The organism is Pseudomonas sp. GW821-FHT09A09 (genome assembly GCF_059418405.1).
In genome coordinates this window covers 1-25,528 of the sequence record NZ_JBWKPU010000050.1, presented here as the reverse complement: position 1 = coordinate 25,528, position 25,528 = coordinate 1, and the positions used below count along the sequence as shown (strand labels likewise).

At 61.7% G+C, this 25,528-nt stretch carries 28 protein-coding genes; 16 read left to right on the top strand and 12 right to left on the bottom strand.

What is annotated here, in order from left to right; translation table 11 throughout:
• Positions 1-12 precede the first annotated feature (12 nt).
• Positions 13-786, bottom strand: coding sequence for an SDR family NAD(P)-dependent oxidoreductase (locus AC07OV_RS28295; protein WP_494997420.1), 774 nt, complete (start codon positions 784-786; stop codon positions 13-15).
• A gap of 156 nt (positions 787-942) precedes the next feature.
• On the opposite strand from AC07OV_RS28295, the gene gcvA reads away from it, so the two are divergent.
• Entirely contained in the window at positions 943-1,866 is a 924-nt protein-coding gene (gene gcvA / locus AC07OV_RS28290) for a transcriptional regulator GcvA (protein ID WP_495093448.1), read from the top strand.
• A 10-nt stretch (positions 1,867-1,876) separates the two neighbouring features.
• Here gcvA and cynR read toward each other — a convergent pair whose 3' ends face one another.
• Positions 1,877-2,764 (bottom strand): transcriptional regulator CynR, encoded by an 888-nt coding sequence (gene cynR, locus AC07OV_RS28285; protein WP_495093447.1) that lies wholly within the window; start codon positions 2,762-2,764, stop codon positions 1,877-1,879.
• Between the two features lie 112 nt (positions 2,765-2,876).
• Here cynR and AC07OV_RS28280 point away from each other — a divergent pair, with 112 nt between their 5' ends.
• Positions 2,877-3,518, top strand: a complete 642-nt coding sequence (locus tag AC07OV_RS28280; protein WP_494997423.1) for a carbonic anhydrase — start codon at positions 2,877-2,879, stop codon at positions 3,516-3,518.
• A gap of 34 nt (positions 3,519-3,552) precedes the next feature.
• Positions 3,553-4,023 carry a cyanase gene (cynS, locus tag AC07OV_RS28275; protein WP_259173837.1) on the top strand — a complete coding sequence of 157 codons (471 nt, stop codon included), beginning with the start codon at positions 3,553-3,555 and terminating at the stop codon, positions 4,021-4,023.
• 45 nt (positions 4,024-4,068) lie between these two features.
• On the opposite strand, the gene AC07OV_RS28270 is transcribed toward cynS, so the two are convergent.
• The 5 genes from AC07OV_RS28270 to AC07OV_RS28250 all read right to left on the bottom strand — a co-directional run bounded on the left by AC07OV_RS28270 (position 4,069) and on the right by AC07OV_RS28250 (position 7,892).
• The gene (locus AC07OV_RS28270; RefSeq protein WP_495093446.1) at positions 4,069-5,316 is read right to left on the bottom strand and encodes a type II toxin-antitoxin system HipA family toxin; all 1,248 of its coding nucleotides are present in this window, start codon (positions 5,314-5,316) and stop codon (positions 4,069-4,071) included.
• The gene (locus AC07OV_RS28265) at positions 5,309-5,554 is read right to left on the bottom strand and encodes a helix-turn-helix domain-containing protein (protein WP_494997426.1); all 246 of its coding nucleotides are present in this window, start codon (positions 5,552-5,554) and stop codon (positions 5,309-5,311) included. Before AC07OV_RS28265 ends, AC07OV_RS28270 begins: the two co-directional genes overlap by 8 nt.
• A 107-nt stretch (positions 5,555-5,661) precedes the next feature.
• Positions 5,662-6,288 (bottom strand): LysE family translocator, encoded by a 627-nt coding sequence (locus tag AC07OV_RS28260; RefSeq protein ID WP_495093445.1) that lies wholly within the window; start codon positions 6,286-6,288, stop codon positions 5,662-5,664.
• A gap of 78 nt (positions 6,289-6,366) precedes the next feature.
• Positions 6,367-7,407 (bottom strand): alpha/beta hydrolase family protein, encoded by a 1,041-nt coding sequence (locus AC07OV_RS28255; protein ID WP_495093444.1) that lies wholly within the window; start codon positions 7,405-7,407, stop codon positions 6,367-6,369.
• 101 nt (positions 7,408-7,508) lie between these two features.
• On the bottom strand, positions 7,509-7,892 hold the full coding sequence (locus AC07OV_RS28250) for a RidA family protein (RefSeq protein ID WP_176998652.1): 384 nt from the start codon (positions 7,890-7,892) through the stop codon (positions 7,509-7,511).
• 157 nt (positions 7,893-8,049) lie between these two features.
• Between AC07OV_RS28250 and AC07OV_RS28245 the strand changes: the two genes are divergently transcribed.
• Entirely contained in the window at positions 8,050-9,000 is a 951-nt protein-coding gene (locus AC07OV_RS28245; RefSeq protein ID WP_495093443.1) for an AraC family transcriptional regulator, read from the top strand.
• A gap of 73 nt (positions 9,001-9,073) precedes the next feature.
• On the top strand, positions 9,074-9,580 hold the full coding sequence (gene msrA, locus AC07OV_RS28240) for a peptide-methionine (S)-S-oxide reductase MsrA (protein ID WP_495093442.1): 507 nt from the start codon (positions 9,074-9,076) through the stop codon (positions 9,578-9,580).
• A 27-nt stretch (positions 9,581-9,607) separates the two neighbouring features.
• Here the strand turns inward: msrA and AC07OV_RS28235 are convergent, their stop codons facing one another.
• From AC07OV_RS28235 to AC07OV_RS28225, 3 genes are all read right to left on the bottom strand, one after another.
• Positions 9,608-10,858, bottom strand: a complete 1,251-nt coding sequence (locus AC07OV_RS28235) for a flavin-containing monooxygenase (protein ID WP_495093441.1) — start codon at positions 10,856-10,858, stop codon at positions 9,608-9,610.
• Between the two features lie 132 nt (positions 10,859-10,990).
• Positions 10,991-11,455 (bottom strand): type II 3-dehydroquinate dehydratase, encoded by a 465-nt coding sequence (locus AC07OV_RS28230; RefSeq protein WP_495093440.1) that lies wholly within the window; start codon positions 11,453-11,455, stop codon positions 10,991-10,993.
• A gap of 13 nt (positions 11,456-11,468) precedes the next feature.
• Complete coding sequence (locus AC07OV_RS28225; protein WP_495093439.1) at positions 11,469-11,894, bottom strand: RidA family protein; 426 nt, start codon at positions 11,892-11,894, stop codon at positions 11,469-11,471.
• A 186-nt stretch (positions 11,895-12,080) separates the two neighbouring features.
• On the opposite strand from AC07OV_RS28225, the gene AC07OV_RS28220 reads away from it, so the two are divergent.
• The 8 genes from AC07OV_RS28220 to AC07OV_RS28185 all read left to right on the top strand — a co-directional run bounded on the left by AC07OV_RS28220 (position 12,081) and on the right by AC07OV_RS28185 (position 20,486).
• On the top strand, positions 12,081-13,055 hold the full coding sequence (locus AC07OV_RS28220; protein ID WP_176998658.1) for a LysR family transcriptional regulator: 975 nt from the start codon (positions 12,081-12,083) through the stop codon (positions 13,053-13,055).
• A gap of 304 nt (positions 13,056-13,359) precedes the next feature.
• Positions 13,360-14,877 (top strand): amino acid ABC transporter permease/ATP-binding protein, encoded by a 1,518-nt coding sequence (locus tag AC07OV_RS28215; protein ID WP_495093438.1) that lies wholly within the window; start codon positions 13,360-13,362, stop codon positions 14,875-14,877.
• 27 nt (positions 14,878-14,904) lie between these two features.
• Complete coding sequence (locus AC07OV_RS28210) at positions 14,905-15,777, top strand: phytanoyl-CoA dioxygenase family protein (RefSeq protein ID WP_495093437.1); 873 nt, start codon at positions 14,905-14,907, stop codon at positions 15,775-15,777.
• Between the two features lie 29 nt (positions 15,778-15,806).
• Complete coding sequence (locus AC07OV_RS28205) at positions 15,807-16,637, top strand: ABC transporter substrate-binding protein (RefSeq protein ID WP_495093436.1); 831 nt, start codon at positions 15,807-15,809, stop codon at positions 16,635-16,637.
• A gap of 54 nt (positions 16,638-16,691) precedes the next feature.
• Positions 16,692-17,423 (top strand): class II aldolase and adducin N-terminal domain-containing protein, encoded by a 732-nt coding sequence (locus AC07OV_RS28200; RefSeq protein WP_495093435.1) that lies wholly within the window; start codon positions 16,692-16,694, stop codon positions 17,421-17,423.
• An 11-nt stretch (positions 17,424-17,434) separates the two neighbouring features.
• Complete coding sequence (locus AC07OV_RS28195) at positions 17,435-18,109, top strand: DUF1028 domain-containing protein (protein ID WP_495093434.1); 675 nt, start codon at positions 17,435-17,437, stop codon at positions 18,107-18,109.
• Positions 18,106-19,272 carry an acetylornithine deacetylase gene (argE, locus tag AC07OV_RS28190; protein ID WP_495093433.1) on the top strand — a complete coding sequence of 389 codons (1,167 nt, stop codon included), beginning with the start codon at positions 18,106-18,108 and terminating at the stop codon, positions 19,270-19,272. The genes AC07OV_RS28195 and argE overlap by 4 nt, the downstream gene beginning before the upstream one ends.
• Positions 19,273-19,535: 263 nt before the next feature.
• Positions 19,536-20,486, top strand: a complete 951-nt coding sequence (locus AC07OV_RS28185; RefSeq protein ID WP_495093432.1) for a DHH family phosphoesterase — start codon at positions 19,536-19,538, stop codon at positions 20,484-20,486.
• Here the strand turns inward: AC07OV_RS28185 and gudD are convergent.
• Both gudD and AC07OV_RS28175 read right to left on the bottom strand, forming a co-directional pair.
• Positions 20,455-21,780 carry a glucarate dehydratase gene (gene gudD, locus AC07OV_RS28180; RefSeq protein WP_495093431.1) on the bottom strand — a complete coding sequence of 442 codons (1,326 nt, stop codon included), beginning with the start codon at positions 21,778-21,780 and terminating at the stop codon, positions 20,455-20,457. The two genes, AC07OV_RS28185 and gudD, sit on opposite strands and share 32 nt — an antisense overlap.
• Before the next feature lie 19 nt (positions 21,781-21,799).
• On the bottom strand, positions 21,800-23,161 hold the full coding sequence (locus AC07OV_RS28175) for an MFS transporter (RefSeq protein WP_495093430.1): 1,362 nt from the start codon (positions 23,159-23,161) through the stop codon (positions 21,800-21,802).
• A 340-nt stretch (positions 23,162-23,501) separates the two neighbouring features.
• On the opposite strand from AC07OV_RS28175, the gene AC07OV_RS28170 reads away from it, so the two are divergent.
• The 3 genes from AC07OV_RS28170 to AC07OV_RS28160 all read left to right on the top strand — a co-directional run bounded on the left by AC07OV_RS28170 (position 23,502) and on the right by AC07OV_RS28160 (position 25,291).
• A complete protein-coding gene (locus tag AC07OV_RS28170) occupies positions 23,502-24,212 on the top strand; it encodes a FadR/GntR family transcriptional regulator (protein WP_495093429.1) in 711 nt (236 codons plus the stop codon).
• 6 nt (positions 24,213-24,218) lie between these two features.
• Entirely contained in the window at positions 24,219-24,914 is a 696-nt protein-coding gene (locus AC07OV_RS28165) for a tRNA (adenine(22)-N(1))-methyltransferase (RefSeq protein ID WP_495093428.1), read from the top strand.
• 83 nt (positions 24,915-24,997) lie between these two features.
• The gene (locus AC07OV_RS28160; protein ID WP_494997445.1) at positions 24,998-25,291 is read left to right on the top strand and encodes a DUF3144 domain-containing protein; all 294 of its coding nucleotides are present in this window, start codon (positions 24,998-25,000) and stop codon (positions 25,289-25,291) included.
• Positions 25,292-25,528 lie beyond the last annotated feature (237 nt).

Sequence of the window (25,528 nt, the reverse complement as noted above, 5' to 3'; positions counted from 1 at the left end):
GGGGAGCGATGATCAGATGCGGCCCGCTGTGACGCCGCCGTCCACTGGCAGCACGGTGCCGGTGATCCACGCCGCTTGTTCCGAGGCCAAAAACAGGATGGCTTCGGCAACGTCGGCCGGCTGGCCGTTGCGGCCCAGGGGGTGGAAGGCATTGAAGGTGGGCAGCACGGCCTTGACCTGCTCGCTGTCCATGAACGTGTTGTACACCGGCGTTTCCACCACAGCCGGCGCCACGGTGTTGATGCGAATGTTCGAGGACGAAAGTTCAATCGCCAGGTTACGGGTCAGGGCGTGCACACCGGCGTTGGCTGCTGAATAGGCCGCCGACGGTGTGGCGCCAATGGCTTGCAACGCCCAGAGCGAGCCGGTTTGCACGATGGCGCCGCCGCCGCGTTTCAACATGGCTTGGGCCGCCGCCTGGGCCATGAAGAATTTGCCTTTGAGGATAATATCGACGAAGCCGTCGTACGCGTGTTCATCCAGCTCCAGGAAGGGTTTTGGGTTAAAGACGCCGGCGTTGTTGATCAGGATGTCCACGCCGCCGAACGCGCTGGTGGCCAGTTCCACCAGCGCTTTGGCGGTCGCGGGCTTGGCGATGTCTGCCGCCAGGGTACGAACGTACTGGCCGCTGGGGTCGATCTGCGCGGCGGCCTTTTCAAGTTTGTCCCCATCGCGGCCGCTGATCACCACGCTGGCGCCTTCGGCGACCAGGCGTTGTGCGACTTCTTTGCCGATACCCGAACCGCCGCCGGTGATAATGGCAACCTTGGAAGAAAATCTTTTCATGTTGAGAGTGTCCTGTGGGGTGTAAAAGAAAAAGTGCCTGAACGGTTCATCGCTATCGAAGCTGATCTACTGTGTCCATGGCTGCTATTCTTCGCCCCGGGCAACACTGCTCACAAACCAGAATTCATTGCCGCCTACTAAAGAAAAACTTTAACGATGAATACGCCCGCCTACCTTAATGCACTCAGAGCCTTTGAAGCGGCTGCCCGGCACCAGAGTTTTTCAGCGGCCGCAGCAGAATTGCACGTGACCTCGGCAGCGGTGGGGCAGCAGGTGCGAACCCTGGAATCCTGGCTTGGCGTGCCGTTGTTCACGCGTGCGTCCAGCGGCGCTGCGCGCCTGGTGCTCACCGAGGTGGCGCGCCAGGCATTGCCGGATATCCGCGAGGGGTTTGATCGCTTGCGCCTGGGGGTGGCGCGGTTGAAGGAGGGCGCTCTCGGCACAGGGCTTACGGTAACGGTCAGCCCGGCGTTCGCGGCCAAGTGGTTGTTGCCGCGTATCGAACATTTCCAGCGTGCCCATCCGCAGACCGATGTGCTGCTGGACACCAACCTGCGACCGGTGGATTTCATCGCCGAAGGCATGGACATCGGTGTGCGCTATGGCGCCGGCCACTGGCCTGGGCTGGTCGCCACCCCATTGATGGACGAGGACCTGTACCCGGTGTGTGCGCCCACCTATCCGCTGCTGGAGCAGGGCCGTTTACCACTGGAAAGACTCGCCGAGGCAACGTTGATCCACGACCTGTCGATGGCAGGCGACCCCCACTACCCGACGTGGCGCACCTGGCTCGACGCCTCGGGGTTCCCCGGGGTCAATGCCGAGCACGGCCTGCGCATCAACAACTCGGCGGCGGTGCTTCAAGCGGCGATTGACGGCCAGGGGCTGGCGCTGGGACGCAGCGTGATGTTGCGCGATGACCTGCAAGCGGGGCGGTTGGTCCGGCCTTTTGGTGAAGCCAGCCGGCCGCTGGCGTTCGCTTACTACATCGTGCACCGGCCCGAAGTGGCTGACCTTGCCAAGGTGAAGGCGTTTCGGGAGTGGCTGCTGGCCCAGGCTGCAAGCGATCGCCAGCCCTGACAGGTACGGTTTAGGCTTCCAGCCCCGTCGCCACGTCATTCGCGACTGCGATAAACGCCCGCGCTGCCGCCGACTGATACCCCCCTCTGCGCTGCATCAGCACCGCCGTGCGTTGCAGTTGCTGCGGCCCCAGCTCTATCGCGACCAGGTCCGGGTGCGCCTGCGCAATCGCGGCCGGCAGTACGGTTGACAGCGTGGTCCTGCGCACCACTTCGATCAGCGCGCCAATGGCATTGGCCTCCATCACCACGCGTGGGCGAATGCCGTGCTGGCGACAATAGCGGTCGATCTGTTCGCGCGTGGCGAACTCGGTGCTGAGCAGGATCAGTGATTCGGCGTTCAGCGCATCCAGCCCGATGGCGCGCTCGGTGGCCAAGAGGTGTTGGCGGCCGACCACCAGGGCGAGGGTTTCCACCAGCAAGGGCGCGGCGTCGATATCCGGGGCGTGTGCTTCGTCGAAGGCGATGCCCACGTCCAGTTCGTCGGCCAGCAGTTGGTGTTCCATGGCGTCCTGGGCCACTTCACGCACGTTCAGCGTGATGTTCGGATAGCGCCGGTGAAACGCTTCCACCAGCGGCCCCACCAGGTAGCTGGTGAAGGTGGGCGTGACCGCCACCCGCAGCGCCCCTCGGCTGAGGTCGCCCACGTCATGGATTGCGCGCTGGCCCTCCTGCAGTTCCTGCGCGGCCCGCAGCGCATAGCGCATGTAAACCTCGCCGGCGTCGGTCAGGCGTGTCTTGCGCCCTGAACGGTCGAACAACTGCGCGCCCAGGCTTTCTTCCAGCTGCCGGACCTGCTGCGACAGTGCAGGCTGCGACACATGCAGGGCCGCCGCCGCTTTGGTGAAACCTTCGTGCTGGGCCACGGCGAGGAAGTAGTGAATGTGTCGAGCCAGCATGCCATTACTCATAAGATTATCTGATGCGGTTGATCATATATCAGACTTTTACCTTATTTCATGGGCTACGTAACCTCTGCTTCATCGCATCGCGATCCAAGGGAGTTACCCCATGAAAGACATCATCGACGGTTTTCTCAGGTTCCAGCGTGACGCGTTCCCCGAGCGCGCCACGCTGTTCAAGGACCTGGCCACGCAACAGAGCCCGCGTGCGCTGTTCATCTCCTGCTCGGACAGCCGGCTGGTGCCGGAGCTGGTCACGCAACGCGAGCCAGGCGACCTGTTTGTCATCCGCAATGCCGGCAATATCGTGCCGTCCTACGGCCCGGAGCCAGGCGGTGTGTCGGCCTCGGTGGAGTACGCCGTGGCGGCCCTGCAAGTGCGCGACATTGTGATCTGCGGGCATTCCGATTGCGGCGCCATGACCGCCATCGCCAGCTGCACGTGCCTGGATCACATGCCCGCCGTGGCCAGTTGGCTACGCTATGCCGACTCGGGCCGGGTGGTGAACGAAGCGCGCAAGCATCAAGACCCGCAGGCCAAAGTGGCTTCAATGGTGCGTGAGAACGTGATCGCGCAGCTGGCCAATCTCCAGACCCACCCTTCGGTGCGCCTTGCCCTTGAAGAGAAGCGTGTGGCGCTGCACGGCTGGGTCTACGACATCGAAAGCGGCTGCATCCAGGCCTTTGACGGCAGCACCGGCACGTTTGTGTCCCTGGCCGAAAACCCGGATGTACGCGCCGTTTCGCATTAACCCCAAGACGATTTTTACCCCAGGAGATAACGCCATGATCCAGTCACAAATCAGCCAGAACAGCCGCCTTGCCCTGACCGACGTGATCCTGTTGGCCAAGGCCCGCAAAGACCTGTCGTTCGCCCAGATCGCCGAGGGCACCGGCCTGTCCGAAGCCTTCGTCACCGCCGCCTTGCTGGGCCAGCACCCGCTGCCGGCCGATGCTGCTCAGGCCGTCGCCGACATCCTGGGCCTGGACGCCGACGCGGTGGCCCTGTTGCAAACCATCCCATTGCGCGGCAGCCTCGGCAACGGCGTGCCGACCGACCCGACCATCTACCGCTTCTACGAAATGCTGCAGGTCTACGGCACTACGCTGAAGGCCCTGGTGCACGAGAAGTTTGGCGACGGCATCATCAGCGCGATCAACTTCAAGCTCGACATCAAGAAAGTCGATGACCCGGAAGGCGGTTCCCGTGCAGTGATCACCCTGGATGGCAAGTACCTGCCGACCAAGCCGTTCTGATCGTCAGTGGGAAGACCCGGCGCCGAAAGGTGGCCGGGTCTCCCGCTACCCTTGAACATCAGGGGGCTCAATACTTTTCTCCAGCCCTGCCGTCCAGGCAGCGGTCATCTTTTCCCCTACGTCATCGAATTCAGGATGAGAGATTCGATACTCGGAAAGCTCAGCCAGCGCGCGATGCATGCCGTGGCTCACCCTGCCCAGCAACGCGTTGCAGCGCGCTTCGGTCAGGTTGCACGAGCTGCGCCCGAACTGGACCAGCATCTTGCGTTTCGGCCAGGCTTTTGACCCGCCCAGCAGCAGTCCCATGATGTCGTTGGTCTGATACACAGTGGTGGTCACCAGGTCGTAAGCGGGGGCGAGCCAGATGTCGGCCTCTTCGGCACAATCCTCGTAGAGCAGGCCGAAATTCTTCAGGTGGCCGTCACCGTTCTGGATGCCGGCCGACAGCGCCACCATCATGAAGAAATCTTCCAGTGCCTGAGTGACGCGGTGGGGGGAGACGTAAGACTTGATCATCTTCGCGCACCCTTGGTAGGTGCCGTCGTACTTCTTGACGGTGCCCCAACCGGAAAGCACGCACATGTCCTCAAACCCGAGGTAAGCGTTTTCGCCAATGTCGAAGCGTTTCACCACCAGCAATTTACCGTGCTGGCTTAGTTGGCACTCCGGCACTTCAAGGCCCGTGTGAAAGGCCGCGCGCATGCAGAAGAACTCATTGGCCGCCAACTGCGGAAAGTCGGTTTCGTTGAACGCTTTCACCAGGTGCGTGGCGCCCCGGTGGGTGAATCGCTCAACATCGTTGCCCAGTGCTTCAGCGCTGCGTACAAGGACCTTCGGTTGAACGCCGGAAACCCCAGAGTAGGCGGCATACGTGTTTACCAGCTCGTCGAACAGATCTTTCGCGCCGTCATGGATCAGCAAGTCGGAGAGCACGATCTGGGGCAGTGATTCGTCGCCGCTGGCGTGGGTCACGCTGATGCGACCTAACTGGTGCGGCCCGACAATTCCCAGTAGCGCAAAGTCGTCAAAACCGCGCACAGACTTGCTGAACCGTCGCACGAGCGCTTCTTTGAGATGCCCCTCGGGGATGTGCATTTCAAACAGCGGATGGATGCCGTATTCCCAGTTGTAGCTCTCCAGGCGCACCGGCATGGTCAGGGACACCGCGTCTTTTTCGGCAACGCCCGGGTTATACGAGAACACAGCGTCGCGGCTGTTTTGCGCACTGCGCCCCAGTATTCCCGCCGCTGCTTCCCCTGCGCCGATGTACAGCCGATCACGTGGCTTACTCATGCACGTTTCCTGCCTTGAGTTCATCGAGCGTTTTGCGTCGACGATTTGGCACAGCGGTCAATTCGTACCCCAAGCCTTCCAGGATGGCGGCGACCTTGCGAATCCCGATTTCAGGGACCGTATTGTTCTCGATCCCGGAAATGGTCGCGCGGCTCATACCGTGTCGCTCCGCGAGTTGGCTTTGCGTGAGCCCGGCGGCTTGGCGCAGGCGTTTGATCAAGGGACCTAAGTCATCCATTTAAATATGCATCCTATGCAATGCATTTAATGAGAATATCTCTAAATGCATCGTATGTGATGCGTTTCTCTTTGCATAGGCGTTTCTTTGGGGTGGAAGCCATAGGTCTAGCGTTGCTGAAAAGCAATCTTCAACCCCAGCCCCATGAACAGCGTACCGATGATCTTGCCTTCCCACCGACGCAGTTTGGACAGGCTGGCAAAGCATTGGCTCAGTGGGCGGATGGCGATGGAAATCAGGCTGGTGTACACCGCGCTGAGCGCCGAAAAAATCAGGCCCAGCACGGCGAACTGCGTCAGGGAGGAGCCTGATTCCGGGTGAACGAACTGCGGCAGGAAGGCCAGGAAGAAGAGGGCGGTTTTCGGGTTCAGGACTTCTGCGCCCACGGCCTGCAAGAACGCCTGGCCAGAGGTCACGCTGGGCAGGTGCTTCTGTGAGGTTGCGCCGGGCCGGGCGAGGAACGCCCGCACGCCCAGGTAAATCAGGTAGCAGGCGCCCACCGTTTTGACCACGTTGAACGCCGTGGCCGAGGTCATCAGGATCGCCGAGAGGCCCAGGGCAGCACACAGCGTATGGATCAGGTCGCCGGTCGCAATCCCAAGCCCGGTGGCGATACCGGCCTTGCGTCCGCCCTGCAGCGTGCGGGTGATGACCAGCAGCACCGCAGGGCCCGGGATCAGGAACAGGCCGATGACCACGGCGATATACGTGAGAATAGGGGCCAGTTCGAACATCGCATGTCACCTCGGCAGTAGAGTCGACCTACAGTAATCCCTACGCCGAGGCTTAAAGCAACACGCCTGAACGGGCGGTTAATGGCGAAAAGACTGCGTGAGAAACCCGCTGATCAGGGTAGTGACTTGTTGCTGGATCACTGCCCGTGGGCGAGCGCCTTCGCCATCGCCGCAAATGATGCCGTCGCCTGGCGAGCTTTCCTCGATCAACGCCACGGCCGTCGGCTTGCATATCGCCATGAAGCTGAAGTGGGTGGCATCACTGATTTCGACGTACTGGGTCGAGGCCTTGGGCAGGCGTTTGGCCAGGTTGGCCGATTCCAACTGGGCGGGAAGTTCGTCTGATGGCACGCCTGCGGCCAGCACCAATACCGGCACGTGCAGCGCCGCCAGGCTTGCGTCGGTCATGCCGCGAGACAGGCCCAGGTCCAGGGACACAATGGCGGTCACACGCTTGTCGCTCAAGTCTGCCGCCAGTTTGGCCTTGCCCTCTGGCGTGCCGGCAGGGTTCATCTGTGTGTAGACCGTGCAAGGGCTTAGTTTCGTGTGGACGCTGCAATCGCGGGTGAAGAGGTCCGGGTCGAAACGGGCGCCGGCAATTTCCAGTGCAGTCCAGCCGCCGAGGGAATGGCCTGCCACGGCAATCTGCTGTTTTTTGACCTCGCCAAATTGCTTGGGTTGGGCCAGCACCGCGTCGATGGCGCGGCTCAGGTCGGCAGGCCGCTGCCACAACTGCGCGGCGGCAGCAGGGCTGCGGTCTTTGCTGGTGGTGCCGGGGTGGTTGACCGCCGCCACGATATAGCCCTGATGCGCCAGGGCGCTGGCCAGCCACAGCTGGTTGCGCCAATTGCCGCCGTAACCGTGGGAGATCACCACCAGGGGATGTTCACCGCTGGCCGGTGGTGCGTCGGGTACGGCAAGGGCACCGATAAAGACTGCGTCATCGGCGATCGGCTCGGGCTGGCTTTGGGTCGCGGCGGGGTACCAGACCACCATGTCGACGGGGCGGTTGTGTTGCGCGTCAGGCAGGGTGGCGGTGCGAAAACCGATGGGGCTTTCCTGCGCAAGTGCGGGGGCGGTCACGCACAGCAGAAGCAGGGCGATAAGGGGGTTTTTCATTGTTGTTAATCATCCTTGATTTTTTGTTGGCGCATCATGCAGGGAAGCGATCTGCTTGGGTAGAGGACCCGCGTGAGTTTGGCACGCGAGTCTCGTGGCCCTTACACCCCGAAAATGGCCTCGATCTCGATGTTCAACTCTGGGGAAAACAGCTTGGAGACCTCAACCAAGGAACTGGCCGGCAGGTTTCCTGCGTAGTGATGTGCCAGCACCTTGCGCAGGTCGCCCACCTGGCTGAAGTCGGTGATGAACAGGGTGACCTTCAGCAGTGAGGACATGTCGGTGCCTTCGTCGGCGGCCACCGCTTTGATCTGTTCCAGGATGGCGTTGGCCTGTTTTTCCAGGCTCTGGCCTTGGGCTTCGGTGCCGAAGGCGGTGAAGCCGGACAGGTAGAGCGTGTTGCCATGTTTCACTGCGTGGGAATAAGGCCCGACAGCGGGCGGAAGGGCTGCGTAGGTTTTACGTTCAATGACATTGCTTGGCATGATAATTACCGAAGTGGGGGAGGGCTTGAGTAGGGAGTGTCGTTGCAATTGCCTATGTTTCCATGAGCTGGAGCGTTGCAATAGTCACGTTTCTCCAGGGTTGCTGCCTGATTCTCTATACACCCTAAAAACATTGAGTGCCCTATAACGACGGCGCATGATTCCCGCATTCCTGCGTCGGAGGTCATCGTTGGTGAAGTACGCTCGTTATACATTTGGAGAGGGCTGCAGAGCGCTCAGGGAAACGCTGCTCGAACTGCTCCCGGAGGCAGGCCGTTTCCCAACGTCGATAGACGGATTTACCCTCCACCGCTATGACCACTCCGATACGGCCACACCGCATTTCTACGACCCGATCCTCATCGTCGCGGTACAAGGGAAGAAGTGGGTGCGTATCGGCATCCAGGACCTTTCTTTCGGTGAGCACACCTGCTTCATCGCCGGGGTGAACATGCCCGTCACCAGCTGCCTGGTGGAGGCGACCCCACAGCAACCCTACCTGTCGATGTCGCTGGCGCTTGATCGAGCCTTGATGGCCGAGTTGGCTGCCAAACTTCCACCGCCCCTGGAGTACGGTGTCGACACCGCTGTCGGCGCAGCGGTGCAAGGGCTCAACCCGGAATTGCTCGATGCTTTTTTGCGGTTGCTTGAATTGCTGGATAAACCCGATCAGGCGAAGGCGCTGGGCGAATTGATCCATCGGGAAATTCACTACCGATTGCTCATGACCCCTTTTGGTCATCAACTTCGCCTTTTAAATACGCTGGGTTCTCAGAGTAATAAGATTGATCAGGCGGTTATCTGGCTGCGTGAACATTATCGGGAAACACTGCAGGTGGATCAGTTGGCCGCGCGGTTGAATATGGCGCCTTCAACGCTTTATAAGCATTTCAAAGAAGTCACGACCCTCAGCCCGCTGCAATATCAAAAACGTCTACGCCTGGATGAAGCCCAGCGCCTGATGCTGGTGGAACACTATGATGTGATCCAGGCTGCTTTAACGGTCGGTTATGAAAGTGCCAACCAGTTTGGTCGCGAATACAAACGGCTGTTCGGCGCCCCGCCGCGAAAGAATGTAGTAGCTATCAAGGCCGGCCGGTCAGCGTGAAACCGACGCCCGGGGCTTGGGTTTGGCCCACACAGCCCCATAACTACGCCTGTATCCATCGAGGTAACAGACCATGACCAACACAACTGAAACCGCCATTCTCGCAGGCGGCTGCTTCTGGGGCATGCAGGACCTGTTGCGGCGCTACCCCGGCGTGCTGCACACACGCGTCGGCTACACCGGTGGCGAGGTGGCGAATGCCACCTACCGCAACCACGGCAACCACGCGGAAGCGATCGAGATCGTGTTTGACCCGGCCGTGATCAGCTATCGGCAGATCCTCGAGTTCTTCTTCCAGATACACGACCCCAGCACGCCGAACCGCCAGGGCAATGACCTGGGGCCCAGCTACCGCTCCGCGATTTATTACCTCAGCGAACAGCAGCGCGACATCGCCGAAGACACTGCGGCAGACGTCGATGCCTCCAAACTGTGGCCAGGCCGCGTGGTCACTGAAATTGAACCGGCCGGGCCGTTCTGGGAAGCGGAGCCGGAGCACCAGGATTACCTGGAACGCATCCCCAACGGCTATACCTGCCACTTCATACGCCCAAACTGGAAACTGCCCAAGCGTGCTTGAGTCGGTGCGGTAGACCGCCAGTCCCGTTCAGGACTGGCGGTATGCCCTGTATTCATTCTGCAAGACGATATGGTCGGCCACGTACTTCGCGTCGTGCCACACCCCATAGATAAATGATGAGGCGCGGTTCACCAGGTTCGGCAGGCCCAGGAAATAAATCCCGCTCTGGGCCGAGATCCCGCGCTTATGGAACGGCTCGCCTTTTTCGTCGAAGGCATCGACTTTCAACCAGCCGAAATCGAACGTGAAGCCGGTGGCCCACAGGATCGTGGTCACGCCAGCCTCGGCCAAATCCAGGCTCAGGATCGGATTGAGTAGGCATGGCGGATCGGGCAGCAGGTCCCAGGCTTCGGGCTCCAGGGGAAAGGGCAAGCCGTTGGCCTCGATGTACGCGTCAGCGTCGCGCAGCACTTCGAAATACGCACGGTCCCCTTCGGCCACGTTATCGGCCAGGCCTGGGGCAAAGGTCATCACGCCTGCGTCCCAGCCTTGGGTGACGCCGACCAAGTGAATGCCTTGATGGGCCAGCCGACGGAAGTCCACGGTCTTGCCACCTTCATAGCCGCTGACGGCAAAAGCGACGTGCTTCTTTTTTGGCTGGATTTTGACTTCGTCCCACAAGCCCAGCGCACCCAGCCACCAGCAGTAGTCGCGGCCACGGTAGGCGCGGGGAGGGCGGTAATGTTCGCCCACCGAGAGGTACACGGTCTTGCCGGCTTTTTGCAGTTCTTCGGCGATCTGTGAGCCGGAGGCGCCGGCCCCCACCACAAGCACCGCGCCCTCGGGCAATTGGCCAGGGTTCTTGTAGGAAGAGGAGTGCAATTGATACAGCGGTGCCGACGCCGGGACGAGGGCGGGGATAGACGGGCGCTGAAACGGGCCAGTGGCCGCGACTACGTTGGTGGCTTCGATGACACCGGCCGAGGTCGTGACCTTGAAGCCAGGGCGACCCACATGACGCTCCACTTGCTGCACCTCGACACCGGTGCGCACCGGCGCCTGCAGTTTGTCGACGTAGGCTTCGAAGTAGTCGGCCATGCGCTCTTTGGGGGGAAAGGCTTCGGGGGAAATGCCCTCGAATGTCAACCCGGGAAAGCGGTCGTGCCAGGCCGGGCCGTTGGCGACCAACGAGTCCCAGCGCTCCGAGCGCCAGCGTTCGGCGATGCGGTGGCGTTCCAGCACGATGTGCGGCACGCCCATCAGGGACAGGTGCTCACTCATGGCAACCCCGGCCTGGCCTGCGCCGACCACCAGGGTGTTGATTGTTTCGACGGACATAGGCGTTTCCCGAAAGGTAAAGGTTTGTCTGCAGCCCCGAATGTCACTGTAGGAGCCGGCTTGCCGGCGATAGCGGTCTCCCAGTTAATGGATGGGCTGGCTGACCCAACGCCATCGCCGGCAAGCCGGCTCCTACAGGGGCTCGGTGGTGGTTTGGCGTTCGTGGAGCAGCTGGGCCACAGCGCTGAGGGCCAGTTCGTAACCCAGCGCCCCCAACCCGGCGATCACGCCGGTGGCGGCCTTGGATATAAAGGAGTGGTGCCGGAAGCTCTCACGCTTCCAGATATTGCTCATGTGCGCTTCGATGATCGGCCCGTCGAACGCCAGCAGCGCATCGAGAATCGGCACCGAGCTGTAGGTCAGCCCGGCCGCATTGATCACGATGGCGTCGCTGTTCAGCCGCGCTTCCTGAACCCAGTCCACCAGCACGCCCTCGTGGTTGCTCTGGCGAAAGTCCAGGGTCAGGCCCAATTCAACGGCGTGGCGTTGGCAGCGCGCTTCGATGCTGGCAAAGCTCTCGCTGCCGTAGGTGCCGTTTTTATCCAGCCCATACAGGTTGGCGTTCGGCCCGTTGAGGAACATCACACGGTGGCTCATGGCGTACTCCAATTCATTCAGGCTGCCAGCCATCCGGGACCACGGCGATCACATCGATTTCCATCAACCATTCCGGCTGGGCCAGGCCTGAGATCACCAGCCCGGTGGAAATCGGGAACACCCCCTTGAGCCATTTGCCCACCTCCTGGTACACCGGCTCGCGGTAGCGTGGGTCGATCAGGTAGGTGGTGGTCTTGACGATGTGCGACAGGTCGGAGCCCGCCTCTTCCAGCAGTTGCTTGACGTTTTTCATCGCCTGTTCGGCCTGGGCACGCGGGTCGCCGAGACCCACCAGGTTGCCGTCGAAATCGGTGCCGATCTGGCCGCGCACATAAATGGTGTTGCCGGCGCGCACGGCCTGGGACAGGTCGTTGTCCAGGCTTTGGTTGGGGTAGGTTTCCCGGGTGTTGAACATACGAATTCGAGTGTGGGTGGGCATCGCGGTTAGCTCGTTGGAAACGGGATGACCGCAGCTTCACATCGCCAAGGTTCCGGCGAAACCAGCATTTGTGCGCGGTAGTGCTTAGGAAAAACCGAAGCCCGTGCCCCTCATCGGCTGGCGCGGTGACCCGGCACGAACCCTGCACTATCGATCACGTACACCCATTGTTGTTGTGGAGGCGTGATGCTCAGTCGAATTACTCAGCGCCAACTGGAATATTTTGTCGCGTCCGGCGAGGCGGGCAGCATCAGTGCTGCGGCTGAACGCATCCATGTGTCGTCGCCGTCGATCTCGGCGGCGATCACCCATATGGAAGCAGAGCTGGGCATCCAGCTGTTTGTGCGGCACCACGCCCAGGGCATTTCCCTCACGGCCGTCGGGCGCCAGGTGATGCAGGAGGCCAAGCTGATCCTGGAGCAGATGACCAACCTCTACACCATCGCCTCGGAGTCGTTGAACACCGTGCGCGGGCCGTTGCGAGTGGGCTGCCTGGAATCGCTGGCGCCGATGATCACGCCGGAACTGGTGTTCGGTTTTGGCCGTGCGTTCCCCGGCGTGCGGCTGACCCAGGCCGAAGGCAACCATGAGGAACTGCTGGAGAAACTGCGCAGCGGCGAGCTGGACATCGCCCTGACCTACGACCTGGTGACCAGTCCGGACATCGACTTCCAGCCCCTGGCCCAACTGCCGCCCTATGTGATGGTCGGCGAATACCACCCGTTGGCGAACTTGCCGGCGGTGAGCATGCAAGACCTCGAAGCCTACCCGGTGGTGCTGCTCGACACGCCCTGGAGCCGCGACTATTTCCTCAGCCTGTTCATCCAGGCGGGCACCACGCCAAACATCATCATGCGCTCCACCAACCTCGAAACGGTGCGTGCCATGGTCGGCAACGGCATCGGCTATTCCTTCGCGAATGCGCGGCCCAAATCCAATGTGTCCCAGGACGGCAAGCGCGTGATCCGCCTGCGCCTGGCCGGCTCCCATCGCCCGATGCGCCTGGGCTACGCCACGGCCAGCAACACCCAGTTGTCGCGGGTGGTGTCGGCGTTTGCCGAGCGTTGCCGCATGTTTGTCTCCGACCAATACATCCCCGGCATGGCACCGCCGAGCTTTTTCGACCCGCATGCGGTGCGGGTGATGAGTGGCGTGAGCTGATTTTGCACCAATAGGTGGCGTGGGCGGTCATGCGGTTTTGCCCGTGCACCATTCTGGCCAGGCGCAACACAGCTCCCCGGTAGGCGCTGGCTTGCCAGCGATAGCGGTCTATCTGGAAATGAGGGGTCGACTGAGCCACCGCCATCGCAGGCAAGCCAGCTCCCACATGAGTTATCAGTGCTCTCAAATGGCTGCATAGGTTCTGCCTACCCAGTGCCCCGGCTTTTACGAATTGACCCTGACCACCTCCCGCCACGACTCTCAACCCATCGATGTAGATCAACTTATTCAGGGCACCACGACGATGACATTCGACTGGCACTACATGTTTGGTTTGCTCGGCGACGCCGAGTTCTGGCGCGCGACGTGGACGGTGATCAAGCTCAGCACCCTGACCTGGTTGTTAAGCATCGTCTTCGGGTTTGTGCTGGCGCTGGCCAAGCAATCCAGGCACGGCCTGCTCAGCGTGCCGGCCCGTGGTTATATCTGGTTGTTCCGCAGTCTGCCGCTGCTGGTACTGCTGATCTTTATCTACAACCTGCCCCAGGCATTGCCCGGCACCTCGGCGATTTTGGCGGACCCGTTCTGGTCCGGCCTGCTGGCCCTGGTGATCTGTGAAAGCGCCTACGTTGCCGAGATCCATCGCGGCGGCTTGCTCTCGATTCACAAGGGGCAGGGCGAAGCAGCACGGGCGTTGGGCCTGCGGTTCCTGGGTACCCAGTGGCGCGTGGTGATCCCCCAAGCCTTGCGGGTGGCGCTGCCCTCGCTGGCCAACGAATACATCTCCATCGTCAAGCTCACTTCCCTGGTGTCGGTGATCTCTCTCACGGAGATCCTGATGGTCGGCCAGCGCCTGTATTCGCAGAACTTCCTGGTGATCGAAACCATGGCGGCGGTGGCGTTTTTCTACGTGTTCATCGTCACCGTGTTCGACTTTCTGCTTAAACGCCTGGAGCGCTTTCTCGACGTCAACCAACGCAACGTGTCCCGTGTGCCGGACGCTGAAGTGCTGGCGTTGGCCACCCAGCAGCGCACGGCGTTGGTGCGCCCAGCCAGCAACGGCGAACCGGCGTTGCTGGCGGCGCGGCTGCACAAGGCCTACAACAACGTTGAAGTGCTCGGCTCGGTGAACTTGCAGATCCAGCCCGGCGAAGTGGTGTCGGTGATCGGCCCGTCCGGTTCCGGTAAAACCACGCTGATTCGTTTGCTCAACGGCCTGGAACAACTGGACAACGGCGAGATCCGGATCAACGGCCAGCCCTTCATTCACCTCAACAAGGTCGGCGCGCAGAAGCCGCAATTTGTCGAACACGCCGAGCACCGCCTGAACATCGGCATGGTGTTCCAGAGCTTCAACCTGTTCCCGCATTTGAGCGTGCTCGACAACCTGCTGATGGCGCCCAAATACCACCGCCTGGGGCGCCTGACCGACCTCAAGCAACAGGCTTACGCGCTGTTGCACAAGGTGGGCATGCTCGACCACGCCTGGAAGTTCCCGCATCAACTGTCGGGCGGCCAGCAACAACGGGTAGCCATCGCCCGCGCCTTGATGATGCGCCCGCAGATCATGCTGTTCGACGAGCCCACCTCGGCGCTCGATCCGGAAAAAGTCAACGAAGTGCTGCAAGTGATCGAAGCCTTGGCCGAGGAGGGCATCACCATGGTGATCGTCACCCACGAGATGAACTTCGCCTTCAAGGTGTCCGACCGCATCGTGTTCATGGAGAAGGGCCGCGTGGTCTGCGAAGACACGCCGGGCGCCCTGCGCAGCGGCCACAACCCACGCGTGGAGGCGTTCCTCAAGGACGTCTCGCTGGCGTGACCCCCTCAACGTTCAGGAAAAAATACAATGATCGAGCAAGCGCAAATCGAACAGTTCCAGCGTGACGGTTTCCTGGTGGTCGAAGACGTGTTGTCGCAGGACGAAGTGGCCGCACTGCAGCAGGACTTCGACCAATGGGTAGAAGAAAGCCGAAGCCACCAGAAAGGTTGGGGCGCGACCGTCGATGGCCGCGAACGCTTTGACCTGGAAGGCGATCACCGCGCCGATCACCCGTCGTTGCGCCGGGTCAGCTCGCCCACCGAGATCTCCCCGGCCTATGAGCGTGTGGCGTTGCACTCACGCATGGCAGCGATTTCCGCGCAGTTGATCGGCGCCCAGGGCACGCGTTTTCACCACAGCAAGATCAACTCCAAACTGCCCCACACCGCGACTCAGGTGAAGTGGCACCAGGACTTTCTGTTCACACCCCACAGCAACGATGACATCGTCACCGCTTTGCTGATGGTCAGCGAAGTGACCCCGCAAAACGGCCCGCTGAACGTGATCCCCGGCAGCCATAAAGGCCCGCTGTGGTCGCACTGGCAGCACCAGCGTTTCACTGGCTCGGTGGACGACGCGGTGGTCGAGGAGCACTGCCAAAAGCCGGTGGCCTGCTACGGCCCGGCCGGCTCCGTGTGCTTCATGCACACACGGCTTTTGCATGCTTCCAGCCCTAACGAGACCGAACTCCCGCGCACTCTGTTTATCAGCGTCTACGCCGCTGAAGACGCGCTGCCATTCGGCGAAAACCCGTTGCCCAGTGCACACGCCGGCCTGCTGGTAGCCGGTGAAGAGAGCGGCTTGGTGCGCTCCACGGACAACCACCTGCGCTTGCCGCAGAAACCCCGTGGCGCCTCGTTCTTCGTGCAACAGGCCGGACAAGATTCAGCCACTGCCTAACCCAACTCAAACCCTTGCAGGTAAAAACCATGACAGCGTTTCGTATGAGTGTTCGTCCCCTTGCCGCATGCCTGTTGGGCGCCGCGGTTGCGATGACTTCGTTGGCGGCTTCGGCGTTCCAGCAGGACGGCAAGATCATCGCCGGTTCCGATGTGACGTTCTTTCCCTATGAATACATGGATAACAACAAGCCGGCAGGTTTTGACATCGAGTTCATGGACGGCCTGGGCAAGGTCATGGGGCGCAAGGTCGAGACCCTCGACACGCGTTTTCCCAACCTGATCACCGGCCTGCAGGCCGGGCGTTTCGACTTGACCAACTCGTCGATGTACATCACGGCCGAGCGGGTCAAGGTCATCGACATGATCCCTTACCTCAAGAGCGGCGAGTCGATCCTCACCCTCAAGGACAGCGCTTTCCAGCCCAAGACCCCGGAAGAGTTCTGCGGCCACAAGATCGGCTCCATGGGCGCCACCTCGTGGCTGGCGCAGATGAACAAACTGTCGGCGGAATATTGCGTGGCCAAGGGCTTGAAGCCGATCCAGATCAGCGAATACAGCACCGACCCGCAAACCACCCAGGCCTTGCTGGCTCACGCGGTTGAAGCCCAGATCACCGACGCCGCCGTGGCCCGTGGCGTGATCGACAAGCTGGGCAACCGCGTGGTGATTTCTTCCGACACCCTGATCTACCCGGTGCTCAACGGCTTCGGCGTGAAGAAGGGCAATGACACGGTGAAAAAAGCCCTGCTCGATGGCCTCGAAAAATACCGCGCCACGCCTGAATACGCGGCCTTGCTGAAGAAGTACAACTTCCAGGCACCCACCGAGGCCGACATCGCGGCGCTGATGCCGCAGTAAACCTACCCGCGCGTGCCGCATTCGTTTGCGGCCGCGCCCTGCGGAGTCCGATTCATGGCGTTATCCCTCGAAGAACAGACGCGCATCGACCTGGCCGCGACCTTTCGCATCATCGCGCACCTGGGCATGCACGAAGCGGTGGCCAACCACTTCAGCGCCGCCGTGTCGGCCGATGGCAAAGAGTTTTTGCTCAACCCCAAGTGGAAGCACTTCTCGCGCATCCGTGCCAGCGACCTGTTGTTGCTCAACGCCGATGACCCGGCCTGCGCCGACAACCCGAACGTGGACGCCACCGCCTGGTCGATCCACGGGCAGATCCACCGCCTGTTGCCGCACACCCGCGCGGTGCTGCACTTGCACCCGGTCTACACCACGGCGGTGGCGTGCCTGGCCAAGCCGCATGTGCCGCCGATCGACCAGAACACCGCGCGTTACTTCAACCGCGTGGCCGTGGACGAGTTGTACGGTGGTATGGCGGATACCGAAGCCGAAGGCGCGCGCCTGGCCGGGCTGCTCGACGGCAAGAGCCGCCTGCTGATGGGCAACCACGGTGTGATGGTGACCGCGGCGTCCATCGGTGAAGCCTTCGACGATATCTGGACCCTGGAGCGTGCCTGCCAGATCCTCGTCACGGCGTGGTCCACCGGGCAACCGCTGCGGGTGCTGTCGGATGACGTCGCAGAAAAAACTGCACGGGGCTGGGAAGGCATTGCGGATTTTTCGCGCCAGCACTTTGAAGAAATGAAGCAGTTGATGATCGACGCTGACCCTTCCGTGCTCGACTGAGGAGCCTCCCCATGACGTTTTCCGTTGTCGCCCGCTGCACCGAAACCGGCCAGTTGGGCATTGCCATCAGTTCGTCGAGCATTGCCGTGGGCGCCCGTTGCCCGTGGCTGCGGCCCGGCGTGGGCGCAGTGGCGTCACAGAACATCACCTTGCCCAGCCTCGGGCCCCAGGTGCTGGACCTGCTGGAGCAGGGCGCAACACCTGGTGAAGCACTGGCGGCCATGGCCGGGCAGGCCCACAGCGAATATCGCCAGGTGACGGTGATCGACAGCCAAGGCCGCACCGCGCATTTCAGTGGCGCCCAGACCCTCGGCATTCATGGCGCGGTCAGCGGCGAGCAGTGTGTGGCGGCGGGCAACATGCTGGCGGGCTCGGGGGTGATTGACGCCATGGTACGCGCGTTCGAAAACGCTGCCGGCCCCCTCGCGGATCGCCTGCTGGCCGCCCTGCACACCGGGCAGGCGCGAGGCGGTGAAGCGGGGCCGGTGCATTCGGCGGCGCTGGTGGTGGTCGACGACTTGCTCTGGCCCATCGTCAACCTGCGGGTGGACTGGGTCGAGGAGGACCCGATCGGTGCCCTCGACCAACTCTGGCAGGCCTATCGCGGGCAATCGCAGGCTTACATCGACCGCGCCCTCAACCCGCACATCGCCCCGGGCTATGCCGTGCCGGGGGATGACCGATGAACAGCCGCGACCTGCTGGCCCAGCTGGTGCGTTTTGACACCACCAGCCGCGAGTCCAACCTGGCCTTGATCGACTTTGTACGCACCTACTTGCAGGACCTCGGCGTGGCCTGTGAGCTGGTCTACAACGAACACAAGAGCAAGGCCAACCTGCTGGCGACCATTGGCCCGGTAGATGTGCCGGGCATCGTGTTGTCCGGGCACACCGATGTGGTGCCGGTGGACGGCCAGCGCTGGAGCGTGGCGCCGTTCGAGCTCACGGAAAAACACGGCAAGTTGTATGGACGCGGTACGGCCGACATGAAGGGCTACATCGCCTGTGTGTTGGCGAGCGTGCCGGCGTTGTTGCAGGCGCCGTTGCGTATGCCGGTGCACATCGCCTTGTCCTATGACGAAGAGGTGGGCTGCCTGGGCGTGCGCTCGCTGATCGAGCGGTTTCATGGGCAGCCGGTCAAGCCGCTGCTGTGCGTGATTGGCGAACCCACCGAGCTCAAGCCGGTGCTGGGCCACAAAGGCAAATTGGCGGTGCGTTGCGAGGTGCAGGGCGCGGCGTGCCATTCGGCGTATGCGCCGTCCGGGGTCAACGCCATTGAATACGCGGCGTGCTTGATCAGCGAGCTGGTGCGGCTCGGCGAAGAACTCAAGTCGCCACCGCAGTTGGATGAGCGGTTTGATCCGCCGTTTTCCACGGTGCAGACCGGTGTGATCAACGGCGGCAAGGCACTGAATATCGTCCCGCAAAATTGCACCTTTGATTTTGAAGTGCGCTCGTTGCCGGCCCAGGATCCCTGGCAGGTTGCCCGGCAGTTGCAGCGGTATGCCGAACAGACCTTGTTGCCGGCGATGCAGGCGGTGAGCGCGCAGTCGGCGATCAGTTTCAGCGAGCTGTCCAGCTACCCGGGGTTGGCCACCTCCCTGGAAAGCCAGGCCGCTGAATGGGTGGCGCAATTCTGTGGTTCGCGTGCATTCGGCACCGTGGCTTTTGGTACAGAAGGCGGGTTGTTTGATCAGGCCGGTATTCCCACCGTGGTTTGCGGCCCCGGCAGCATGGAGCAGGGGCACAAGCCAGATGAGTTCATCAGCGTGGAGCAACTGGCGGCGTGTGACCGGATGTTGGCGCGGGTGGTGGAATTTGTGAGCAACGGCCACCAACAGGTCGTGTAGGAGCCGGCTTGCCGGCGATGGCGGCGTGTCAGTTAACGCTGTGCCAACTGATGTATCGCTATCGCAGGCAAGCCAGCTCCCACATTTGACCGTTGCTGCCAGGTCGATTGCGACCAGTTTTGGTGCTGCAGGTTTTAAAGACCCTAGCGCTTGAAATCTCAACTGGAGTGAATGCGCCTGTCATGCGTTTGTCATACGCCCATGGGAACGTCCTTCGGCCTCACGCTCCAACCCAGGAAGCGGCATTTCAAGGAGAACCCATCATGCGAGTCGTGACTTCTGGCTCGGCGTATCTGGACATCGACGCCTACGCCTGTTGCATCGCCTACGCCGAGTTGCTGAACCACCAGGGCATTGCAGCGCGTGCGGTGAGTAGCGCACCGCTCAACGCGAGCATTTCCACAAGCGTTCTGGGCTGGGACGCCCGCCTCGACGATTATCAGCCAATGGACTGCGACGAGTATGTGCTGATGGACGTCAGCGACCCCGATCACTTCGACCCGATCGTGCAGCTTGAAAACGTACGGGAAGTGATCGACCACCATCCCGGTTTTGAACGTTATTGGGCACAGAGACTTGGCACCGCCGCCGATATTCAGCCAATCGGCGCAGCCGCTACCCTGGTATTCCTGCGCTGGGAGGCCGCCGAAGCGTTGACTCATATCAGCCCGCACAGCGCGGCCTTGCTGGCCACTGCGATCCTGGACAACACCCTCAACTTCACCGGCCAAATGACCACGCCGCAAGATACTCGCGCCTATGACGTGCTCGCACGGCGCGCCAACCTTTCAGCGGAGTGGCCACAGTGCTATTTCGGCGAATGCCAGGCCGCCATCGAGGCCGACCTGACCGGTGCCCTGGCCGCCGACATGAAGCAGATGACGGCCACGCCCAACCTGCCACAACGCATCGCGCAGATGACGGTATGGGACGCAGGCGAGTTGATCCATCAACACCACGCCGCCATCGATCAATGGCTGGCGGCACAAGGAGAGGACTGGCTGTTGAACGCCATCAGCCTTCGCGAGGGCAAAAGCTATTGGCTAACAGGATCATCACTCAGCCGGCACAAGCTGAGCCGGCTGGTTGACGTTGAATGGCAAGGGCCGTTGGCGGTGCTTGAGCGCGGGATGCAGCGCAAGGAGCTGTTGAAGCTGGCCCTGGCTGCACCCGCCGACGCCGTTACCGCACCAGGCAAGGCCGCTTGTTGTTGAATGCCCAACCCGGAATCAGGAACTGCATCGCCACACTGTCATCCCGGGCACCCAGGCCCATGCCCTTGTACAGCTCGTGGGCCTTGGCCACGGCGTCCATGTCGATGTCCACGCCCAGGCCCGGCTTGCTCGGCACCTTCACATAACCGCCTTCGATTTTCAGTGGTTCGCGGGTCAGGCGCTGGCCGTCCTGCCAGATCCAGTGGGTGTCGATGGCCGTGATATCGCCGGGTGCGGCGGCCGCCACCTGGGTGAACATCGCCAGGGAAATATCAAAGTGGTTGTTGGAGTGCGAACCCCAGGTCAGGCCCCATTCGTTGCACATCTGCGCCACGCGTACCGAGCCTTGCATCGTCCAGAAGTGCGGATCGGCCAAGGGGATGTCCACCGATTGCAGCTGGATCGCGTGGCCCATTTCGCGCCAGTCGGTGGCGATCATGTTGGTGGCGGTTTTCAAACCGGTGGCGCGGCGGAATTCGGCCATGACTTCGCGGCCCGAATAGCCGTTTTCGGCGCCGCACGGGTCTTCGGCATAGGCGAGTACCTTGTGCTGGTCACGGCACAGGCGGATGGCTTCCTTGAGTGACCACGCGCCGTTTGGATCAAGCGTGATGCGCGCATCCGGGAAACGTTCGGCCAGAGCGGTGACAGCTTCGATTTCTTCATCGCCACTGAGCACGCCGCCCTTGAGCTTGAAGTCATTGAAACCGTATCTGGCTTTGGCCGCTTCGGCCAGGCGCACCACGGCCTCGGCAGTCAGGGCTTTTTCGTGGCGCAGGCGGAACCAGTCGTCCTCGGCGTCGGCCTCGTTGCGGTAGGCCAGGTCTGTTGCGTTACGGTCGCCGACGTAGAACAGGTAGCCGAGCATTTTCACCGTGTCGCGCTGCTGGCCTTCGCCGAGCAACGCCGCCACCGGCACTTCGAGGAACTGGCCGAGCAGGTCGAGCAGCGCGGCTTCCATGGCGGTGACGGCATGGATGGTGATGCGCAGGTCAAAGGTTTGCAGGCCGCGACCGGCCGCGTCCCGGGAGGCAAAGGTGCTGCGCATCTGGTTGAGGATGCGCTGGTACTGGCCGATGGGTTGGCCGACCACCAGGCTGCGGGCGTCTTCCAGGGTTTCGCGGATGCGTTCGCCACCGGGTACTTCGCCTACGCCGGTGTTGCCGCTGCTGTCCTTGAGAATCACGATATTGCGCGTGAAGTAAGGGCCGTGGGCACCGCTCAGGTTGAGCAGCATGCTGTCGTGGCCGGCCACCGGAATGACCTGGAAGTGAGTGATAACGGGAGTGGTCATGGCACGTTCCTAAATAAGCTCAAAGAGGTTTGCTGATGGCGGCACCGGTGGGTACGGCGCCTGGCGACGTCAACACGGCAGAGGGCGAAGTCTTGGCAAAGAACACCAGGATCGCGGCGAGGATCGAAGTGCCGGCCAGCCCGTAGAGGCCGCCCTGGATCGAACCGGTGGTCTGTTCAAGAAAGCCGAACGTGGTCGGCGCAACAAAGCCGCCAAGGTTGCCGATGGAGTTGATCAGCGCGATCACGGCCGCGGCGATGCGCACATCCAGGTAGCCCTGGGGGATCGGCCAGAACAGTGACGAGGCCGACTTGAAGCCGATGGCCGCAAAACAGATCGCCACAAAGGCAAAGATCGGCCCGCCCGTGGTGGACATGAACATGCCCGCCGCGGCAATCAACAGCGCGGCGGCGACCCAGGCCTGCTGGAATTTGAATTTGCCCGACAGCGACGCGAAGGCATACATGGCGATGATCGAGATCAGCCAGGGGATCGAGTTGAAGAAGCCCACCTGCACGTCGCTGAGGTCGCCCATCTTCTTGATGATGCTCGGCAGCCAGAACGTCGCGGCGTAGATCGTCAGCTGGATGCAGAAGTACAAGACGCAGAACAGCAGGATCTGGCGGTCTTTAAGCAGTTTGCCGAGGGTGGGTTTGACGGTGGTCAGGGCTTCGCGCTCGCGCTGTTCCTGATCGATGGCGCCCACCAGGGCGTCCTGTTCTTCACGGGTCAGCCATTTGGCGTCGTGGGGTTTGGAGTCGAGCCAGAACCACACGAAGAACCCGAGCGCGACGGAGGCCAGGCCTTCGATGGCGAACATCCACTGCCAGCCGTGGAAGCCAAAACCCTCGATCTGCAATAACGCGCCCGACAGCGGGCCGGAGATCAGCGAAGCAACGGCCGAGCCGCTGAGGAAGATCGCAATGGCTTTGCCGCGCTCCACGCCGGGCAGCCAGCGGGTGAAGTAGTAGATCACCCCGGGGAAGAAGCCTGCTTCGGCCACGCCCAGCAGGAAGCGCAGGATGTAGAACTGGGTTTCGTTCTGGATGAACGCCATCAGCGTGGCGACGATGCCCCAGGTGAACATGATGCGGGTCAGCCAGATTCTGGCGCCGACCTTTTGCAGCAGCATGTTGGAGGGCACTTCAAACAGTGCGTAACCGATGAAGAACAGCCCGGCACCGAGGCCGTAGGCCGCCGCGCCGATGCCCAGGTCATGCTCCATGTGCGTACGCACGAAGCCGATGTTGACCCGGTCGATGTAGTTGAGGATGAACATGATCACGAACAGTGGGAGCACGTGGCTCTTCACTTTGCTGACGGTGCGCGCGAGCACGGACTCTGTTTCTGACGTGGCAGCTGCATGGTTTGAATTGTTCACAATTCAAAACTCCCCCTGATTATTTTTATGCGGGTTTGCGTGTTTTGTTGATAGACATCATACAAGTGGTTTTCTTGGGTTCGCAATGCAGGGTGGAGTGATTTTGTTCTTATAAGGCGGTAGGTGAACCGAGTTGTTTGGTTATTTACCCTGTATTTGTTGGGGTTTGTGCGTGCGGGCGTACGTGGTTGACGAGGCACATGGCCTCCGAGCAGAGACTGAGAGGTTCACCGCTTTAAGATTGGTTGTCATACAAGTTGAGTGTTTTTTGCATCGAGTCAGCGTGGGCTCCGGACGGGGTGTTAAGCTCCCACCAGCTCAGCCCCGTGGACCCGTCGCGATGCCCATTGAAAGCGGAACCCTTGTTCGTAAACGCTCCAACAACCTGGCCCAAGGCGTGGTCGACGCGCTGACCCAGCGCATCCTGCTCGGGCAGCTCAAGCCCGGTGAAAAACTGCCGTCGGAATCCACCATCGTCGGTGAACACGGCGTGAGCCGCACGGTGGTGCGCGAGGCGATTTCCAAGTTGCAGGCCTCGGGCCTGGTGGAGACGCGTCACGGCATTGGCACCTTCGTGCTGGCGCCAATTGCCCAGCAGGGACTGCGCTTGCACGTGGACACCGTCGCCAGCGTGCGCAACATGCTGGAGCTGCGACTGGGGTTGGAGGTGCAGGCCGTGGCCCTGGCCGCGCAGCGCCGCAGTGATGAACAGCTCACCCACATGCGCCAGGCGCTGGATGACTACCAAGCCTCGCTGGCCAACAACGACAGTTGCGTGGAGGAAGACAAGCGTTTCCATCAACTGATCGCCGAGGCCACCGGCAATACCTTTTTTACCGAGATCATGCTGCACCTGGGCAATGCGATGATTCCGCGCACCCAGGTCAAGGGCGCCGAGCGTGGAGGCGCCGACTTCGCCAAGCTGGGGCAGTTGGCGAACCTGGAGCATGAAGCGATCTTCAATGCGATCAAGCGCCAGGACCCGGATGCCGCGCGGGCGGCCATGGTGTTGCACCTGACCAACAGCCGTGATCGATTTTCTGGAGAGTAAAACGCGTTGAACGAACACACCTTATCCCAGCGCCTGGAGCGCGTGGCTGCCAATGTGCCGGCGGGCGCACGCCTGGCCGATATCGGCTCGGACCACGCTTACCTGCCGGTGGCGCTGATGCGTCGCGGCGCGATCACGGCAGCGGTGGCGGGGGAGGTGGCGGCGACGCCGTTCCACGCGGCCCAACGAACCGTGCGCGACAACGGCCTGGAGGCGAACGTGACGGTGCGCCTGGCCGACGGGCTGGCGGCCATCGAGCCCCAGGACGGCATCACTGCGATCAGCCTGTGCGGCATGGGCGGCGAAACCATCCGCGACATCCTCGACGCTGGCCAGGCGCACCTCAATGGTCACGAACGCCTGATCCTGCAACCCAATGGCGGCGAGCAGCCGTTGCGCCAGTGGCTGATGGAGCAGGGCTACCGCATCCTCCGTGAAGAGCTGCTGCGGGAGAACCGCTTCTACTACGAAATCATCGTCGCCGAGCGCGCCGAGCCTGTGACCTACACCGGCGAAGAACTGTACTTCGGCCCGCTGCAGATGCAGGCGCGCAGCCCGGTGTTCCTGGCCAAGTGGCAGCACCTGCTGCGCCAGAAACAGAAAACCCTGGCCAGCTTTGAGCGCGCACGTCAGGCGGTGCCGGACGAGAAGCGGCAGGAAGTCGCCCAGCAGGCGCGGTGGATTGCGGCGTTGTTGGGCTGAGTGACTGGACGTCTCCCGCTTGGGGGGCGCCTGGCGGATATGTTCCAATGCCCGCCATTCTTCGCTCACCCAGGAACCCCGCCATGGCAGATGCCACTGATCAAGCTTTCTACGACCGTGCTGATGCACATATCGAGCTGTCGAACGAGCAGCTCAAGACCTGCGAAAACCTTGGCGAAGTCAGCGCCTCGATGACGTTCGGCGCCACCCGCTTCAGCGCCTGGGCCAGCGCGCGCAACTTCAAGTCCGGCGCAGAAATGGCCGATGCGCGGGAGGCGATGCTCAAGTATTTCTGCGATCAGTACCGGATGATGCTGGAAGACAACCTGGATGATCACATCAACAATTTCGAGCGGTACATGGGCGGCACCCGCTGAAACCTGGATAGCTGACCCACCGCCATCGCCGGCAAGCCGGCTCCTACAAATGGGGTTTGACGCCGATTCCTGTGTAGGAGCTGGCTTGCCAGCGATAGCGGCACACCTGCTGGCACAGGGGCAACTGACCCAGCGTCATCGCCGGCAAGCCGGCTCCTACAATGGGGTTTGACGCCGATTCCTGTGTAGGAGCTGGCTTGCCAGCGATAGCGGCACACCTGCTGGCACAGGGGCAAC